General features: G+C 67.6%; 15 protein-coding genes (1 of these 15 running past the window's edge). 10 read left to right on the top strand and 5 right to left on the bottom strand.

Annotation, left to right across the window (positions count from 1 at the left end; genetic code table 11):
- On the bottom strand, window positions 1-1,562 hold the 5' portion of the coding sequence (gene parC / locus RCAP_RS00735; protein WP_031320742.1) for a DNA topoisomerase IV subunit A. The gene continues 697 nt to the left of window position 1, outside the view; 1,562 of the gene's 2,259 nt are visible here — the first part of the coding sequence; it begins with the start codon at window positions 1,560-1,562; its stop codon lies beyond the left edge, outside the window.
- 108 nt (window positions 1,563-1,670) lie between these two features.
- Between parC and RCAP_RS00730 the strand changes: the two genes are divergently transcribed.
- From RCAP_RS00730 to RCAP_RS00720, 3 genes are all read left to right on the top strand, one after another.
- Entirely contained in the window at window positions 1,671-2,510 is an 840-nt protein-coding gene (locus tag RCAP_RS00730) for an SDR family NAD(P)-dependent oxidoreductase (protein WP_013065892.1), read from the top strand.
- Window positions 2,511-2,665: 155 nt separating this feature from the next.
- Window positions 2,666-3,424, top strand: a complete 759-nt coding sequence (locus RCAP_RS00725; protein WP_013065891.1) for an electron transfer flavoprotein subunit beta/FixA family protein — start codon at window positions 2,666-2,668, stop codon at window positions 3,422-3,424.
- The gene (locus tag RCAP_RS00720; protein WP_013065890.1) at window positions 3,424-4,350 is read left to right on the top strand and encodes an electron transfer flavoprotein subunit alpha/FixB family protein; all 927 of its coding nucleotides are present in this window, start codon (window positions 3,424-3,426) and stop codon (window positions 4,348-4,350) included. The genes RCAP_RS00725 and RCAP_RS00720 overlap by 1 nt, the downstream gene beginning before the upstream one ends.
- Window positions 4,351-4,415: 65 nt before the next feature.
- Here the strand turns inward: RCAP_RS00720 and RCAP_RS00715 are convergent, their stop codons facing one another.
- Window positions 4,416-5,237 carry a DUF6473 family protein gene (locus RCAP_RS00715; protein ID WP_013065889.1) on the bottom strand — a complete coding sequence of 274 codons (822 nt, stop codon included), beginning with the start codon at window positions 5,235-5,237 and terminating at the stop codon, window positions 4,416-4,418.
- Window positions 5,238-5,411: 174 nt separating this feature from the next.
- On the opposite strand from RCAP_RS00715, the gene RCAP_RS00710 reads away from it, so the two are divergent.
- From RCAP_RS00710 to RCAP_RS00695, 4 genes are read left to right on the top strand one after another with little or no spacing between them, the layout of a single operon-like run.
- Window positions 5,412-6,287 carry a 3-hydroxybutyryl-CoA dehydrogenase gene (locus RCAP_RS00710; protein ID WP_013065888.1) on the top strand — a complete coding sequence of 292 codons (876 nt, stop codon included), beginning with the start codon at window positions 5,412-5,414 and terminating at the stop codon, window positions 6,285-6,287.
- Between the two features lie 45 nt (window positions 6,288-6,332).
- The gene (locus tag RCAP_RS00705) at window positions 6,333-6,893 is read left to right on the top strand and encodes an ImuA family protein (protein WP_013065887.1); all 561 of its coding nucleotides are present in this window, start codon (window positions 6,333-6,335) and stop codon (window positions 6,891-6,893) included.
- Complete coding sequence (locus tag RCAP_RS00700) at window positions 6,835-8,298, top strand: Y-family DNA polymerase (RefSeq protein WP_013065886.1); 1,464 nt, start codon at window positions 6,835-6,837, stop codon at window positions 8,296-8,298. Before RCAP_RS00705 ends, RCAP_RS00700 begins: the two co-directional genes overlap by 59 nt.
- A complete protein-coding gene (locus RCAP_RS00695; protein ID WP_013065885.1) occupies window positions 8,295-11,645 on the top strand; it encodes an error-prone DNA polymerase in 3,351 nt (1,116 codons plus the stop codon). The genes RCAP_RS00700 and RCAP_RS00695 overlap by 4 nt, the downstream gene beginning before the upstream one ends.
- A gap of 18 nt (window positions 11,646-11,663) precedes the next feature.
- Here RCAP_RS00695 and RCAP_RS00690 read toward each other — a convergent pair whose 3' ends face one another.
- Window positions 11,664-12,089 carry a hypothetical protein gene (locus tag RCAP_RS00690; protein WP_013065884.1) on the bottom strand — a complete coding sequence of 142 codons (426 nt, stop codon included), beginning with the start codon at window positions 12,087-12,089 and terminating at the stop codon, window positions 11,664-11,666.
- A 68-nt stretch (window positions 12,090-12,157) separates the two neighbouring features.
- Entirely contained in the window at window positions 12,158-13,651 is a 1,494-nt protein-coding gene (locus RCAP_RS00685) for an alkaline phosphatase (protein WP_013065883.1), read from the bottom strand.
- A gap of 277 nt (window positions 13,652-13,928) precedes the next feature.
- On the opposite strand from RCAP_RS00685, the gene RCAP_RS00680 reads away from it, so the two are divergent.
- The 3 genes from RCAP_RS00680 (at window position 13,929) to RCAP_RS00670 (ending at window position 16,551) form a co-directional block, all read left to right on the top strand.
- The gene (locus RCAP_RS00680; protein ID WP_023910792.1) at window positions 13,929-14,618 is read left to right on the top strand and encodes an ABC transporter ATP-binding protein; all 690 of its coding nucleotides are present in this window, start codon (window positions 13,929-13,931) and stop codon (window positions 14,616-14,618) included.
- On the top strand, window positions 14,611-15,921 hold the full coding sequence (locus RCAP_RS00675) for a hypothetical protein (RefSeq protein WP_013065881.1): 1,311 nt from the start codon (window positions 14,611-14,613) through the stop codon (window positions 15,919-15,921). The genes RCAP_RS00680 and RCAP_RS00675 overlap by 8 nt, the downstream gene beginning before the upstream one ends.
- A gap of 135 nt (window positions 15,922-16,056) precedes the next feature.
- On the top strand, window positions 16,057-16,551 hold the full coding sequence (locus RCAP_RS00670) for a DUF2076 domain-containing protein (RefSeq protein WP_013065880.1): 495 nt from the start codon (window positions 16,057-16,059) through the stop codon (window positions 16,549-16,551).
- Between the two features lie 64 nt (window positions 16,552-16,615).
- Here the strand turns inward: RCAP_RS00670 and RCAP_RS00665 are convergent, their stop codons facing one another.
- Window positions 16,616-17,551 (bottom strand): DUF6635 family protein, encoded by a 936-nt coding sequence (locus RCAP_RS00665; protein ID WP_013065879.1) that lies wholly within the window; start codon window positions 17,549-17,551, stop codon window positions 16,616-16,618.
- Between the last annotated feature and the right edge of the window lie 99 nt (window positions 17,552-17,650).

The following is a 17,650-nucleotide window of genomic DNA, read 5'->3' as shown; positions in this document are numbered from 1 at the left end:
TCGCGCTCGATCATCGCCTCGATCGGCACTTCCTCGACCTCGCCCGCCTCGGCGAAATCGGTCCGCCGCGCGCCGATTTTCGTCGCCTTGCCCCAGGTCTTGCGCAGGTCTTCCAGTTCCGAGGAAATCTGCGCCCATTGCGCGACCTCGGACGCCAGAAGCGCCTCCAGCCCCGCGCGTTCCTTCAGCAGGTCATCGCGTTCGGCGCGCAGTTCCATTTCCTCAAGCCGCCGCAAAGAACGCAGCCGCATGTTCAGGATCGCCTCGGCCTGCACCTCGGTCAGATGCACCACCGCGCCCGCCTCGGCCGCCCAGTTCTCGGCCATCAGGGCGGCTTTCGGGTCGTCCTCGGTGCGGATGATCTCGATCACCCGATCGAGGTTCAGGAAAGCAATGATATAGCCTTCGAGCACTTCAAGGCGGTTCGCGATCTTCTCCAGCCGGTGGCGGGAGCGGCGACACAGCACCTCGCGGCGATGGTCCAGAAAGGCCCGCAGCACTTCCTTCAGCGAGCAGACCTTGGGCACCCGCCCGTCGATCAGCACGTTCATGTTCAGACTGAACCGCACCTCAAGTTCCGAGTTGCGAAACAGCATCCCCATCAGCTGCGCCGGTTCCACCGTCCGCGCCCGGGGCTCCAGCACGATCCGCACATCCTCGGCGCTTTCATCGCGCACATCGGCCAGCGCCGGGACCTTCTTCGTCTCGATCAGCTCGGCCAGCCGCTCGATCAGCTTCGCCTTTTGCACCTGATAGGGGATCTCGGTGACGACGATCTGCCATTGCCCCCGCCCCAGATCCTCCAGCGCCCAGCGCGCCCGCAGCCGGAACGCCCCGCGCCCGGTGCGATAGGCCTCAAGGATATTCGCCTTGGGCTCCACAATCACCCCGCCGGTCGGGAAATCCGGCCCGGGAATCAGATCGACCAGCCGGGCCTCCTCGATCGCCGGATCGGCGATCATCGCCAGACAGCCATCGACCAGCTCATCGAGGTTGTGCGGCGGCACGTTCGTCGCCATGCCGACGGCAATGCCCGAGGCGCCATTGGCCAGCAGGTTCGGGAAGGCAGCGGGCAGGACGACCGGCTCGGTCAGCGTGCCGTCATAGTTCGGGCGGAAATCGACCGAATCCTCGGCCAGACCTTCCAGCAAAGCTTCGGCCGGAGAGGCCAGACGCGCCTCGGTATAGCGGCTTGCGGCCGGGCCGTCGCCGTCGATGTTGCCGTAGTTGCCCTGCCCGTCCACCAGCGGGTAGCGCATGGCGAAATCCTGCGCGAGCCGCGCCATCGCATCATAGATCGCGGCGTCGCCATGCGGGTGATAGTTCCCCATCACGTCGCCCGAAATCTTTGCCGATTTCCGAAACCCGCCGGTCGAGCTCAGCTTGAGTTCCCGCATCGCAAAAAGGATGCGCCGGTGCACCGGCTTCAGCCCGTCGCGCGCATCGGGCAGCGCCCGGTGCATGATCGTCGAGAGCGCATAGGTCAGGTAACGCTCGCCGATCGCCCGCGAAAGCGGTTCGGCATGGGTTGCGGAAGTCGGGGTTTCGTCGTCGCTGCTCATGGTCGCGGTGTAATTCGGGACCGGCGCCCGGTCCAGCAGAAACACCGGCCAAAACCGTTGTCCCGCACCGGGGCTTGGCCTATCTGGAACGAAACACGGGGGATGACGATGGCGAAGACGATCCTGATCACCGGCTGCTCTTCGGGCATCGGTTACGATGCGGCGCATGGGCTGCAGAAGGCGGGCTGGAAGGTGCTGGCCACCTGCCGTCGCGAGGAAGACTGCGCCCGGCTGCGGTCCGAGGGGCTGATCTCCTTTCCGCTCGATCTCTCCGATCCCGCCTCGATCGAGGCCGGTTTCAACGAGGCCCTGGCGCGGGCGAACGGGCGGCTGGACGCGCTTTACAACAATGCCGCCTATGGCTGCCCCGGCGCCGCCGAGGATCTGCCCCCGGGCGCTTTGCGCGAGATCTTCGAAACCAACCTCTTCGGCCTGCATGACCTGACCATCCGCGCGATCAGGGTGATGCGGGCTTACGGCGAGAATGGCGAGGGCCGGATCATCCAATGTTCCTCGGTTCTTGGCCTTGTCGGCATCCGCTGGCGCGGCGCCTATGTGGCGACCAAATTCGCGCTTGAAGGCCTGACCGAGGTGATGCGCCGCGAGATGCGCGATACGGGCATCCATATCATCACGCTGAACCCCGGCCCGATCCCGACAAAGATCCGGGTCAACTCGATCCCGCATTTCGAGAAATGGATCGACTGGAAGGCCTCGGCCCGGCGCGAGCAGTACGAGACCTCGCTGCTCAAGCGCCTCTACTCCCCCTCGGGCAAGCCCGACATGTTCGAGCTGCCCTGTTCGGCGGTGACGGAGCAGATCCTGCGTGCCCTGACCGACCCGAAACCGAAGTCGCATTACTATGTGACCAAGGCGACCTGGCTGGCCGCCATCGCGCGACGGATTCTGCCGCTGCGGGCGCAGGACTGGATGTTTTCCAAGGCCTGAGTCGATTTCGCCCAACTGTCTTCGCGACGTGACGTAGCGACACCATCCGGCGTCGTTTTTCATCTGTCTTTTGCTGCGGTCGCATTGTAACAAAATTTCCGATGCAAGAATCCGCCCCCCCGGGGGCGCCTTCGAAACCTAGGGAGACACCGCCGATGAAGGTCCTCGTGCCTGTGAAGCGCGTGATCGACTACAACGTGAAAGTCCGTGTGAAGGCGGATGGCAGCGGGGTCGATCTTGCGAACGTGAAAATGTCGATGAACCCCTTCGACGAGATCGCCGTCGAAGAGGCGATCCGGCTGAAGGAAAAAGGTGCTGCGACCGAGATCGTCGTCGTGTCCGTGGGCGTGAAACAGGCGCAGGAAACCCTGCGCACGGCGCTGGCGATGGGGGCGGACCGCGCCATCCTGGTCGTCGCCGCCGAGGACGTGCATACCGACATCGAGCCCTTGGCCGTGGCGAAGATCATCGCCAAGGTCGCCGCCGAGGAACAGCCGGGCCTGATCATCACCGGCAAGCAGGCGATCGACAATGACATGAACGCGACCGGCCAGATGGTCGCGGCGCTGCTGGGCTGGGCGCAGGCGTCCTTTGCTTCGGCGGTCGAGATCGCGGGCGATGCCGCCAAGGTGACGCGCGAAGTCGACGGCGGTCTGCAGACGATCGAGGTCAAGCTTCCGGCCGTGATCACCGCCGATCTGCGCCTGAACGAGCCGCGCTATGCCTCGCTGCCCAACATCATGAAGGCGAAGAAGAAAGAGCTGGCCGAGAAGACCGCCGCCGATTACGGCGTCGATGTCACGCCGCGCCTGACCGTGGTGAAGACCGCGGAACCGGCAGGCCGTGCCGCCGGGATCAAGGTCGGCTCGGTCGACGAGCTGATCGGCAAACTCAAGGACGCGGGGGTGATCTGATGGCTGTTCTTCTGCTTGCTGATGTGAACGGCGGTCAACTGGCCACCGATTCCGTTGCGAAAACCCTCTCGGCAGTGAAAGCTCTGGGCGAAGTCCACGTTCTGGTGGCTGGCGCCGGTGCCGAAGCTGCCGCCGCCGAGGCCGCGAAGCTGGACGGCGTGTCGAAAGTGCTGCTGGCGGGCGCCAATGACTACAGCCACGGCCTGGCCGAAGCCACCGCCGCGCTGATCGTCGGTCTGGCCCCGGGCTATGCCCATGTTGCCGCCGCCTCGACCGCCGCGGCGAAGAACGTGCTGCCGCGCGTCGCCGCGCTTCTGGACGTGATGATGATCACCGACATCACCGCCGTGATCGACGCCGAGACGTTCGAGCGTCCGATCTATGCGGGCAACGCGATCCAGACGGTGAAATCGTCGGACAAGATCAAGGTCTTCACCGTCCGCACCGCGACCTTTGGCGCGGTTGCCGCCACCGGCGCGGCCGCGGTCGAGACGATCTCGGGCGAAACCGCTTCGGGCCTTTCGGCTTGGGTCGAAGACAAGGTCGCGGCCTCGGACCGTCCGGAGCTGACCTCGGCGAAGATCGTCGTCTCGGGCGGTCGCGGCGTCGGCAGCCAGGCCGATTTCGCGCTGATCGAGAAGCTGGCCGACAAGTTCGGCGCGGCTGTGGGCGCCTCGCGCGCGGCGGTCGACAGCGGCTTTGCGCCGAACGACTGGCAGGTGGGTCAGACCGGCAAGGTCGTCGCCCCCGAGCTTTATGTCGCCGTCGGCATCTCGGGCGCGATCCAGCACCTGGCCGGGATGAAGGATTCGAAAATCATCGTCGCGATCAACAAGGATGAAGAGGCGCCGATCTTCCAGGTCGCCGATTTCGGTCTGGTCGCCGATCTCTTCACCGCCGTGCCGGAACTGGCCGAGAAGCTCTGATCCGGGCGATCACGCAACAGAAAGCCCCGCCACTGGCGGGGCTTTTTCCTTGCCGCAGGGCAGGGTTACAGGAACTTCCGCACCACGGGCGCCAAGGCCTCGGCGATTTCCTGATGCACCAGCGGCCCCGGCATCGTCTGCGCCGCCGGTTCTTCCATCGGGCCGAAATGCATCCCCACCGTGCCGGTGGAGCGCGAGGTCGTCGAAGGTTGCACCTTGACCAGCCCCTGCGCCAGCGGCGCGATTTCATCCACCATCGCCTGGGTCACCAGAAGCGGCTCTGCGCCCAGCGGATCGGAACTCAGCGGATCGCGGTAATCGCCCAGCCACAACAAGAGCTTCGGCCCCGGCACCCGCTCCAGAAGCCCGCGCATCCGTGCCACCCAGGCCACGCGCAACTCGGTCACCAGCGTGTCGAACCGGTCCGGCGCATAGGCCTGCAGCGTGCTCAGCATGTGGCGGGTGAAGTTGAATTCGGTGAAATCGACATCGTTGAACACCGCCCGCATCAGGTTCGAGGCACGCAGGAACCGGTCGTTGCGGCGCGGATGCACCGCATAGAAGCGGTTCGACATGTTCGGCGCGCCCAGCAGCTGGATGATCGAAAGCGTGGTCGATTTCGTCGCCTCGGGCAGCTGCGGCTCGCTGTGGAACACGTCGATCCCGGCATTCAGATAGCCGAAATTCACCACCGGAAATTCCAGCCGGTCTTCCAGCAGCATCGGCCAGGGCTCGGCGACGAATTTGCCATAGGTCTCGCTGCCCCCCATCGCCGCGACGAAAGGCCGGGTCAGATCACGCCGGGGACCCCGGAACAGCAGCTTGGACTTGCCATAGCGGCATGGAAAATAATCAAGGGCACCGCTGCCCGTGTATTCGAAAGCCATTCATCCCACCTTGTGTATTTCGACTCACCCACAGGAAGAATGGACCGGAAAGCCTTGCCAAAGAGCTAAAGAGAAAATTGACACAATCAGGTTATGTCGGCCTCCGGGGCATTCGCGCTTGCCGCGGTGCAGCACCAGGCTTAGACTTGCTCGAAGTCGAAAGAAGGACCAGAAATGACGATCTTGACCGTGGGTGTCGTGGGCGCCGGACAGATGGGCAACGGCATCGCCCATGTCTTTGCCCTGTCGGGCTATGACGTGCTGCTCAACGACGTGGCCCCCGAAAGCCTGGACCGGGCGCTCGGGATGATCGGCAAGAATCTGGACCGGCAGCTGCACCGGGGCAAGATCTCGGCCGAGGAACGCGCGGCGGCGCTGGGGCGGATCCGCACGACGCTGACGATTGCCGATCTGGGCCAGACCGACCTGATCATCGAGGCGGCGACGGAACGCGAAACCGTCAAGCAGGCGATCTTCGACAGCCTGCTGCCGCATCTGAAGCCGGAAACGATTCTGGCGACCAACACCTCGTCGATCTCGATCACTCGTCTGGCCTCGCGCACGGACCGGCCGGAAAAATTCATCGGCGTGCATTTCATGAACCCGGTGCCGGTGATGCAGCTGGTCGAGCTGATCCGCGGCATCGCGACGGGCGAGGAAACCTACCGCACGCTTCTGGGCGTGATCGAACGGCTGGGCAAGACCCCCGCCTCGGCCGAGGATTTCCCGGCCTTCATCGTCAACCGCATCCTGATCCCGATGATCAACGAGGCGGTCTATACGCTTTACGAAGGCGTGGGCAACGTGCAGTCGATCGACATGGCGATGAAGCTCGGCGCGAACCATCCGATGGGGCCGCTGGAACTGGCCGATTTCATCGGGCTGGACACCTGTCTGGCGATCATGAACGTGCTTTATGACGGGCTGGCCGACACGAAATACCGGCCCTGCCCGCTGCTGACGAAATATGTCGAGGCCGGATGGCTCGGGCGCAAGACCGGCCGGGGCTTTTACGACTATCGCGGCGAAACCCCGGTGCCGACGCGCTAGGCCCGCCCGGTTGGAAAGGGCGGGGTTTTGCGTTACCCTGCCCGCATGTCCCGCGCCGATCTTCCCTGTTTCCCGCTGCGTCCGGGCCGCGTCCACGAGGTCTGCGGCCCCTCCTCCGCCGTCTTTGCCGCCTGTGTCGGTGCCGGTCTGCAAGGCCCGCTCCTGTGGCTGCGCGAGGCCTGGCTGACCGAAACCCTCAACCCCTTGGGGCTTTTGCCCTTTCTTGATCCCGCCCGGGTGCTTCTGGCGCGTCCGCCCAACCAGATCGACAGTCTGGCCCTGGCCGAGGAGGCGCTGAAGGACGGCACCATCGCCCTTGTCGTTCTGGAAATCACCCGCCCGCTTGATCTGCGCGAGGGGCGGCGGCTGCAGCTGGCGGCGGGGGCCGGGGCCACGACCGGGCTGTGCCTGATCCCGGAAGGCATGGGCTCGAATGCCGCCGAAACGCGCTGGCGGGCGACGCCGATCTTTGATGCCGCGGACACGGACTCGACTCCGATGCGGTGGGAAATTATAAAGAACAAAATGGGAACATTGGGCGCATGGAATGTTTGCTGGAACGCGCAGGCGCATCGTCTCGATCTGGTTTCCCCGGCTGGCGACTGACCGGGCCCTGCGCGCCTGCCCGGTCGAGGGGCCCTTCGCGCTGGTGCAACGGCTGGGCAGCGCCGAGACGATTTTTTGCCTGAACGCCGCGGCCGAGGCCGCCGGTCTCTCCCGCGGCATGCGGATGGCCGATGCCCGCAGCTTCTGCCCGGGGCTGGTCAGCCGCCCCGCCCGCCCCGATCTCGACGCCCGGTTTCTGGCCGGGCTGCGGCGCTGGGCGGAACGCTATTGCCCCTGGGTCGGGTTGGAGGGCACCGACGGTCTGGTGCTCGATGTCACCGGCGCGGCGCATCTGTGGGGCGGCGAGGGGGCGATGTGCGCCGACATCCGGGCGCGGCTCGAACGGGCGGGGATCACGGCGCAGCTCGGTCGCGGGGACAGCCGCGGCGCCGCCTGGGCGCGGGGGCATTTCGGTGATCCGGCCGCCGAAGCCGATCTGCTCGCCCTGCCCGTCGCGGCACTGCGGCTGGACCCCGACACGGTGACCGGGCTGCAGCGGCTGGGGCTGCGCCGCATCGGCGATCTGGCCGCCAGCCCGCGCGCGCCGCTCGCCCGCCGCTTCGGCCCCGATCTGCTGACCCGGCTCGATCAGGCGCTGGGTCACAGCCCCGAACCCGTCACCCCCGCGACCGAGCCGCCGCGCTTCGCCACCCGGATGACCCTGCCCGAGCCGATCGGGCTCGAAAGCGACGTGATGGCGGGGCTGACCCGGCTGCTGGAGCCGCTTTGCGCCAAGCTTTCCGCGCATCAGGCCGGGGCCCGGCAGCTTGTCCTGACCTTGCGCCGCGTCGATCAGGCGAGCCAGCAGGTCGAATTGCGTCTGGCCGCACCGATGCGCGACCCCGCCCGGATCCTGCCGCTTTTCGTCCGCGGTCTGGCCGGGGTCGATGCGGGGTTCGGCATCGACCAACTGCGGCTGGAGGCCACCCGGGTCGAGCCGCTCGCCCCCGCGCAGCTGGGCACGACCCCGGCCGCCAGCCCCGACCGGCTGGCCGACCTGCTCACAAGGCTGGGCACCCGGGTCGGGCTTGAAAACATCCACCGCTTCCTGCCCGCCGAAAGCCACATCCCCGAACGCGGCTTCCTCATTGCCCCCGCGGCCTTCAGCACCGCGCAGGGCGGGTTTCATGCCCCCCGCCCGCGGCCCCTGCGGCTCTTTCCGCCCGAGCCGATCAGCGCGACCGGCCCCACCCCGCCGCGCCATTTCCGCTGGCGGGCCATGCCGCTCAGCACCGCCCGCGCCACCGGACCGGAACGGATCACCCCGGAATGGTGGCTCGACGACGACAGCTGGCGGCACGGGCTGCGCGATTACTGGCGGGTGGACACCGCCGAGGGCCGCCGGCTCTGGCTCTTCTTCACGCCGCAAAACCCCGGCTGGTTCGTGCAGGGCGAATTCGCATGAACGTTTTTCCTGGCCCAAATACGCAAAATTCCACCGCCTATGCCGAGCTCTGCGTGACCTCGAATTTCACCTTTCTGACCGGCGCCTCCCACCCCGAGGAACTGGTGGCCCGGGCCGCCGAGCTGGGGCTGGCGGCCATCGCGATCACCGACCGCAATTCGCTGGCCGGGGTGGTGCGGGCCTTTTCGGCGCTGAAAACCCTGCGGCAGGAGACCGAGGCTTTGCGCATCCGTTCGGCCAGCCGGACCGATCCCTCCTCGCGCCAAAGCCTCGACCCCGCCGCGCCGCTGCCCCGGCCCGAAACCCCGGATCTGCCGCGGCTGATCATCGGCACGCGGCTGGCCCTGCGCGATTGCGCGACGGAATTTCTGGCTCTGCCGACCGACCGCCCGGCCTATGAGCGGCTCTCGCAGCTTCTCACCCTTGGCAAGCGGCGGGCTGGCAAGGGCGATTGCGCCCTGAACCTTGACGATCTGGTCGCGGGCGGGGCCGGGCTGATCCTGATCGCCCTGCCGCCGCCCGAGCTGGCCCTCGCGCTGGCGCCCTTGCACCGGCTGCAGCGGCAGTTTCCCGGCCAGGTCTTTCTCGGCGCCGCGCCGCGCTATGACGGCACCGATCAGGCCTGGTTTCGCGGCTGCGCCGATCTCGCCCTGCGGGCCTCGACGCCGATGGTGGCGGTGGGCGACGTGCTGATGCACCGCGCCGCCCGCCGCCCCTTGGCCGATGTGCTGACCTGCCTGCGCGCGGGGCTGACCATCGACGCCATCGGCACCCGGGCGCTGCCCAATGCCGAGCGCCGCCTGAAAGGCCCGGCCGAGATGGCGCGGCTCTTTCGTCACCACCCCGCCGCGATCCGCCGCACGCTGGAGATTGCCGCGCGTTGCGCCTTTGACCTTGCGGAACTCAGCTATGATTACCCCGGCGAGGATGACACCGAACCGCCGCAGGCCCGGCTGGAACGGCTGGCGCAGGAGGGATTGGCCCGGCGTTACCCGCAGGGCGCGTCCGAGCGGGTGCATCAACTGCTGGCCAAGGAACTCGGCCTGGTCGGGGAACTCGGCTATGCGCCCTATTTCCTGACCGTGCAGGACATCGTGCAATTCGCCCGCTCGCGCGGCATCCTTTGTCAGGGGCGCGGCTCGGCCGCCAATTCGATCCTGTGCTATCTGCTTGGGATCACGGATGTTTCCCCCGACATGATCGGCATGGTGTTTGAACGCTTCATCTCGCGCCATCGCGGCGAGCCGCCCGATATCGACGTCGATTTCGAACATGAACGCCGCGAGGAGGTGATCCAGTGGATCTATGAGAAATACGGCCGCGACCGCGCCGGGCTTTGCGCCACGGTGATCCATTTCCGCACCCGCGCCGCGATCCGCGAGGTGGGCAAGGTGATGGGCCTCTCGGCCGATGTCACCGCGGCGCTTGCGGGGCAGATCTGGGGCCTGTCGAACCGCGGCGCCGATCCGGCCCGCCTGCGCGAGATCGGCCTCAACCCCGAAGACCGCCGCCTTGCGCTGACGATCCGGCTGATTTCCGAGATCATCGGCTTTCCCCGTCATCTGAGCCAACATGTCGGCGGTTTCGTCATCACCCGCGGGCGGCTCGACGCGCTCTGCCCGATCGAAAACGCCGCGATGGAGGGGCGCACCTGCATCGAATGGGACAAGGACGACATCGACGCGCTCGGCATCCTCAAGGTCGATGTGCTCAGCCTTGGCATGCTGACCTGCCTGCGCAAAAGCTTCGATCTGCTGGAACGCCACAAGGGGTTGCGGCTGGATCTGGCCAAGGTACCACAGGAAGACCCCGCCACCTATGCGATGCTGACGCGCGCCGATGCGGTGGGGGTGTTTCAGGTCGAAAGCCGGGCGCAGATGAATTTCCTGCCGCGGATGAAGCCCGCCACCTTCTACGATCTGGTGATCGAGGTGGCGATCGTCCGCCCCGGCCCGATTCAGGGCGGCATGGTCAAACCCTATATCCGCCGCCGTCAGGGGCTGGAGGCGCCCGAACCCTTTGGCCCCGCGCTGGCTGCGGTGACGGCCAAAACCCTCGGCGTGCCGCTGTTTCAGGAACAGGCGATGCAGATTGCCGTCGTCGGCGCGGGCTATTCCGCCGAAGAGGCCGATCAGCTGCGCCGCTCGCTCGCCTCGTTCCGGCGCATGGGCACGATCGGCGCGCATCGCGACCGCTTTGTCTCCGGCATGACCGAGCGCGGCTATCCGCTCGCCGTGGCCGAGGCCTGTTTCGCCCAGATCGAGGGCTTTGCCGATTACGGTTTCCCCGAAAGCCATGCTGCAGCTTTCGCGATGCTGACCTATGTCTCGTCCTGGCTGAAATGCCACCACCCCGAGATCTTCGCCTGCGCTTTGCTCAATTCCCAGCCGATGGGCTTTTACGCCCCGGCGCAGATCGTGCGCGATCTGCGCGAGCATGGGGTGGAGGTGCGGCCGATTTGCGTGAACCGTTCCGACTGGGACAATGCGCTGGAGCGGCGGGCCGACGGGCGGCTGGCGCTGCGGCTGGGCTTTCGGCAGATCAAGGGCTTTCGCGCCGAGGATGCGGGCTGGATCGTCGCCGCGCGCGGCAATGGCTACCCGGATGTCGAAAGCCTGTGGCTGCGCGCGGGGCTCTTGCCCAGCCCGCTCGAGCGGCTGGCCGAGGCGGATGCTTTCGCGGGTCTTGGCCTGACGCGGCGGGATGCGCTTTGGGCGGTGCGGGCGATCCGGGCGCCGAAGCCCCTGCCCCTTTTCGCCAATCCGCTGGATGGCGAGGGCGGGATCGAGCCCGCCGTGACCCTGCCGCCGATGCATCTGGGCGAGGAGGTGGTCGAGGATTACATCGCCCTGCGCCTGACCCTGCGCGCTCATCCGATGGAGCTTTTGCGCCCCGGCCTGCCCGGTCTGACCTGCCACGACCGGCTGGTGACGGCGCCACTGCAGCGCACCGCCGTCTGCGGTCTGGTGATCACCCGCCAGCGCCCCGGCACCGCCTCTGGGGTGATCTTCCTGACCCTCGAAGACGAAACCGGCGTCGCGAATATCGTCGTCTGGCCCAAGGTCTACGAGCGTTTTCGCCGTGCCGTGATGGGCGGGCGGCTGCTTCGTGTCACCGGGCGGCTGGAACGCGAGGGGATCGTGGTGCATCTGATCGCCGAGCGGATCGAGGATCTGTCACCGCGGCTTTCCGAGCTGGGCCACCCGCTGGACGGCGCCATCGGCCAGACCCGGCCCGAGGCCGACGATGCCCCCCGCACGCCGGCGCGGCCCGCCCGCCAGCCGCCCCGGGCGCAGCATCCGCGCGAACAGGCCAAGCGGCTTTTCCCCAGCCGGGATTTCCACTGACCCGCCGTGACGGGCCGGTCAGGCCCGCCGGAACGTCGCCTCGCGCAGGCGGACCTTGGAATAAAAGCCCAGCTCCGGGTCGGTGGCATCGCCCAGCTCCAGCCGCCCCTCGACCAGGATCGGCACGTTGAAGGGTTCGACCTCGACGATCCTGCGGGCATAGACGGCCAGGATGTCATCGGGCCAGGGCATGCCGGGTTCGCAGAACGGACAGACCGCCATCGGCCGGTTCGTCAGCACGAAGAAGACCGAATCCGCCTTCAGCGGCGGCGCCATGAAGCCCTGCACCGCCAAACGCGTGCCCTGCCACGCCAGCGCCAGATCGGAAAAGCTCAGATCCTTGTTGTAAAGATCGCGCAGCCGGATCGGGTCTTCGGCCCGCAGCGGCAAGGCCGGGGCCAGGATCAGCGCGGGGGCAAGGGCAAGAAACTGGCGGCGGTGCATCGGCAAACCTGTCAATGGAAACGGAAACAGGCCCCGGGGTTCCGGGGCCTGCAAGGCTGATCCACGGATCACTCGGGCTTCACGGCGTGGTTCATCACGTGGAAGATCACGTTCTGCTCGATCACGCCGCCGAAGAGATGCGCCCAGGGGCCACGGGCATAGACCGCCACATCCTCGCCGGAATGAGTTTCGGACTGCATCGGCACCAAAGCCTGCTGAATGTAATCCTTGTCGGTCGCCTGTTCCTCGGTCACCTCGGGCCGCGCGCCCGAGAAGCTGCCGTCGGCCTGTTTCACCAGCACCGAGCCGACGCCGTTCAGATAGCCCGCCACGGTATAGGGCTTGCCGTCATCGGCCAGATTGGGCTTGCCGGTATGGGTCACGCCCTGCTCGTTTTCCTCCATGCACAGGCCAAGGACGTTCGAGCCGCGGCCGCAATAGCCGTTGAAGCTGATCGCATGTTCATGGTCGGCGGTGACGATGATCAGCGTCTCTTCCGGGTTCGTCATCTTCATCGCCACGGCGATCGCATCGGCGAAAGCCTTGCCGTCGGTGACGGTGCGGTAAAGGTTGCCGTCATGGTTGGCATGGTCGACCCGGCCGCCCTCGATGTTCAGATAAAAGCCGTTCTCGTTCGTCGAGAGCGCCTTGATCGCGGCCTCGGTCATTTCCGCCAGCGAGGGCTCGCCGGTGCGGTCGGTCTCGTATTTCATGTGGCTCGATTCAAAAAGACCCAGCACCGGGGCCTTGCCGCTCAGATCGAGCGCGGTGAAGTCCTCCTCGCCGAACACCACTTCGGCGCCCAGCGCCTTGGCCTCGGCGACCAGATCGCGGCCATCGGGGCGCTTGCCGTCCTTGCCCTCGACATCCTTGACGTCCTTGGGCAGGAAATGCGCCCGGCCGCCGCCCATCGCCACGTCGATCACCCCGGCCTTGATCTGGTCGATCAGCTGGGCGGCGATGTCCTTTTGCGTGCAGCCCTCGGGCATCTTCGAGGGATCTTCCCAATCGCGGTCGACGGTGCGGGCATAGACCGCCGCGGGCGTCGCATGGGTGATGCGCGCGGTGGACAGAACGCCGACCGACTTGCCCATGTCCGACACGATCTCGGCAAAGGTCTTCGTGCCCGCCGTCGCCCCCGCGGCGCAATCGCCGACATTGACGGTGTCCAGCACGTTGATCATGCCGTTCTTCGTCTTGATCCCCGAATTCATCGCCGCCGCCGTCGGTGCCGAATCCGGGGTCTGGCCGTTCGAGGAATAGGTCTTCACCAGCGCCACATGCGGAAAGGTTTCCTGCGGCTGCACGTAATCGTCGCCCAGACCCCCGGCCTGTTGGCCCGAGAACAGCCGGATCGCATAGTTCGTGCCCACGCCATTGCCGTCGGCGGTGAACAGGATCACGTTCTTCGCGGGCTTGGTGATCGGCGCCACCGTCATGCGCTCGGCGATCTTGGCTTGCCCGGCCTTGAACCAGTCGCTTTGCGCCTGCGGCAGATCCCCGGCCAGAACGGCGACCGAGCTGGCAAGGCAAAGCGCGGTGGAAAGAAGAAGACGAGTCATCGGATGTCCCTGCTTGCTGTCTGTTTCGGGCCGCAACCTAGGCACGACGCGCGACACATTTGCGACAGCCCCCGCCGCGCCGGGATTTTTCTGCGCCGCCAGTCGCTGAAATAGTTATGATATATCATTGCAGACGCGGAAATCCTGCGGCCCGGGCCGCCGGTCACATGAAACTGTTACATTGCCGCCGTCTTAAGGCTGAAATCGCATTCGAAGCGGAGCCGCGAACATGCCGACAGAGCCTTTGCCCCGTCCTGCCTGCCCCCCCGACGGGGCGGTGACACAGCGCGGGCTTGCTCTGCAGATCGAGGGGCTGCGGCTGTGCGGCGAGGGCGGGCGGCAGTTGCTGCAGATCCCGCGGCTGCAGATCGCGGCGGGAGCGGCGGTGGTGCTGCGCGGCCCCTCGGGGGCGGGGAAATCGACGCTGCTGCATGTTCTGGCCGGGTTGATCACGCCGCAGGCGGGGCGGGTGCTCTGGGGCGGCACCGATATTGCCGCGCTGCGCGATGGCCCGCGCGCGGCGTTCCGGCGGGCGACGATCGGCCTCGTGTTTCAGGATCCGCTGCTGTTCGAGGAATTGTCGGCACAGGACAATGCCGCGCTGACCGCGCTTTATGCGCCCGCCGCGGCGCGGGCAGAGATTGCCGCCCGGGCGGAAGCGGCCCTGGCGCGGCTGGGATTGAGCCCGGCCGGGCGGCGGGCCGCGGCCAGCTATTCGGGCGGCGAACGGCAGCGCATCGCCGTGGCCCGGGCGCTGGCCGGTGATCCGGCGGTGCTGCTGGCCGACGAGCCGACGGCCAGCCTTGATCGTGCCAATGCCGACCGGCTCTCGGCCGATCTGATCGCGCTGGCGCGGCAGAGGGGGCAGACGCTGATCGTCGCCAGCCATGATCCGGCGCTGATGGCGCTGGCCGGGCGGGTGATCGATCTGCGCGACGGAGAGATTGCGGAGGCACAGCATGGCTGATCTGTGGCAAAGCCTGCCGAACGGGGCGCAGGACGGTCTGACGGCTCTGGCGCTGCTGACCCCGGCGGCGCTGATCGGCGTCGCGGCGCTGCGCGGCTATCGGCTGGGGCCGCTGTTGCGCGGGCTGATCTTGCGGCAGATCTGGACCAGCCTGATCTTTACCGCGCTGATCGCGGTGTCGGTGGCGCTCGGTGTCGGGCTGATCGCGCAGGAACGCGGGCTGCGGCGGGGCACGGCGCAGGCGGCGGCGAAATTCGATCTGGTGATCGCCGCCCCGGGCAGCGAATTCACCGCGATGCTGGCGGCGGTCTATCTGCAACCCTCGGACATGGCGCTGATCGACGGGCCGACCTTTGCCGCCATCGCCGATCACCCCGAGGTGACCCTGGCCGCGCCGATCGGCTTTGGCGACAGCTGGAACGGCCTGCCGACGGTGGGCACGACGCCGCAATTCGTCGCGCATCTGGGCGGGGATCTGGCCGAAGGCGGGATGTTCAAAACCGCGACCGAGGCGGTGGTGGGCGCCCGGGTGCCGCTGCCGCTGGGCGCGGAATTCACCCCGGAACATGGCCTTGGCCATGACGCCGAGGAAGAGGCGCACGAGGGGTATCATTATCGCGTCGTCGGGCGGATGCCGCTGACCGGCACGCCCTGGGACCGCGCGCTGCTGGTGCCGATCGAATCGGTCTGGTCGCTGCATGGCATGGGCTCGGGCCATGCGCCGGACTGGGATGGCACGCTTGGCCAGCCATTCGACCCGCAGGCCTTTCCGGGCACGCCCGCGGCGCTGGTGCGGGCGAAAAGCCTGGCCGCCACCTATGCGCTGCAGGCCGAATTCAGCACCGAGCGCACGATGGCGTTCTTTCCGGGCACGATCCTGGCCCGGCTGCATGCGCTGATGGGCGATATCCGGCAGGGGATGTCGGTGCTGGCCCTGCTGACGCAGGCGCTGGTGACGGCGGGGGTGCTGGCCGGGCTGATGCTGCTGGCGCGGCTGCTGTCGCGCAGGCTGGCGCTGCTGCGCGGTCTGGGGGCACCGCCGCGGTTCATCCTGGCACTGATCTGGTCTTACGCGATGACGCTGATCGGGCTTGGCACGGCGCTGGGGCTGGGGCTGGGCGTCGCGGCGACGGCGGCGATTTCCGCCGCGATCACCGCCCGGACCGACATTCTCGTGCCGGCCAGCCTTGGCTGGCCGGAACTGCATCTGGCGGCAGCTTTCCTCAGCTTTGCGGCGGTGATGGCGCTGATCCCGGCGGTGTTCACCCTGACCCGCCCGGTCCTCGCCGATCTGCGCGGCTGAACCCGGGCTGCGGCATCGAAAACATTTTCGTGATCCCCCCCACCCTCGCAACGGGCGGGGGCCGTCCCCATCTCGGGGCCGATCCGGTCCGGGAACGCCCCGGAGCGGGCAGCCAGATCGACAGAGGAGACGAGAATGGACACCAACGACCGTCAGGCCATCGCCGGCCTTTTCGAAAAGCTGACGCAGGTCGAACGGCAGATGCCCGTCCGCGATCCCGAGGCGGAGCGTTTCATCGGCGAGGCGATCACCCGCCAGCCCGGCGCGCCCTATTACATGGCGCAGACGGTGGTGGTGCAGGAACATGCGCTGAACGCGGCCGAGGCGCGGATCGCCGCGCTGGAGGCCGATCTGGCCGAGGCGCGGAAAGCGCCGCAGGGCGGCGGGTTCCTCTCCGGGCTGTTCGGCGGCGGGGCGCCGCGGCGGTCGGCGCCGATGGGTCAACCGCTGCCGCAGGGCGCACCGGGCGGGTTCCTGGCCGGGGCGGTGCAGACGGCGATGGGGGTGGCGGGCGGCATGCTGCTGGCCAATGCCGTCGCCGGGATGTTCGCGGGCGAGGCACAGGCGGGCGAACCCGAGGCGGAGCCCGAGATGGAAGATCCGGGTTTCGACGACAGCGGCGAGTGGTAAGCCGCCCCCGAAAAGGCAACGCCGACGGTCCGCCGTCGGCGTTTTCCGTCCGGAGAGAGCGGGCTCAGCCCCGCAGGGCTCGCAGCAGCGACAGGGCGGCATCCCAAAGATCGAAGACCCGCACAAGGTAATGTTCGCGCGTCGCAAAGGGGCGGTCCTGCGCGCCGGACAGCTCGGCCTCGACCGTGTCGATCAGGCGCAGCAGGCGGCGGCGATGCAGGCCCAGCCGCGCCTGCACCGGATCGGCCAGACAGCCCGCAAAGGCGGTGACAAAACCGCTGACCGACATCAGCCCGACCAGCGTCAAGCCGGTCAGCCAGGGCCCGGGCGCGGTCGGAAACAGCCCGTACCAAAACCCGCCCAGGGTCTCGCCCAGCGGAAACCCGGCCACGGCGGCTTCGCGCGACACCGCCTCGGCCAGACCGGGCGCGATCGAGAACATCCCCGGCGTCAGCGCCTGAAACAGCACCGCGCCAAGCGCGATCGTCACCAGCGCGGTGGTCAGTTCCGCCACCGCGGCCCTTGTGCCGGTGTAATCGGTCAGGACCGCCATCACCCGTTGCGCCGCCGCCTTGCCGCCGTCGGGATGCTGCGCCAGCGGCTCGCGCAGCTCCGGCGCGGCGAAAAGCGCGGCGGTCAGCGCGGCCCGGCCCGGGCTGCGATCGGTCTCGGGCAGCGGCGCCCCGAAAAGATCGCGCAAAAGCGCCGCCTCGATCTGCGCCGAAACCCGGGTGCGAAAAAGCACCGGCCGGGTCGCAAGCCAGGCCGACACCCGGGGCAGCCGCAGGGCGCCCGCCAGCCGGGCGCCGCCGCGACAGGCCAGCAGCACCGGCGCCAAGGCGACATTCGCAGGCGCGCGCAGCAGATCAAGGCCCAGCGCCGCCCGGTGCAGCCGCAGCGTGCCCGCGCCGGTCAGATGCCGGGCCACGAAAGCCGCCACCCGCGCGCGGCTGCGCGGCAGGTGAAGGGAATGGGGCGGCAAGGCGGGGGCAGCGGTCATCTGACAGATCCGGGAAAGCGGTCCTGCACAGGTAAGCATCCCGGCCCCGATGTGAAGGGCGCCTTGCCGCAAAGGCCCCCGGAGGGCGCACGAATGGCG

Source organism: Rhodobacter capsulatus SB 1003, from assembly GCF_000021865.1.
Classification (GTDB): domain Bacteria; phylum Pseudomonadota; class Alphaproteobacteria; order Rhodobacterales; family Rhodobacteraceae; genus Rhodobacter; species Rhodobacter capsulatus_B.
The sequence above is the reverse complement of the archived record's forward strand: the minus strand, read 5'-3'. Positions and strand labels throughout refer to the sequence as shown.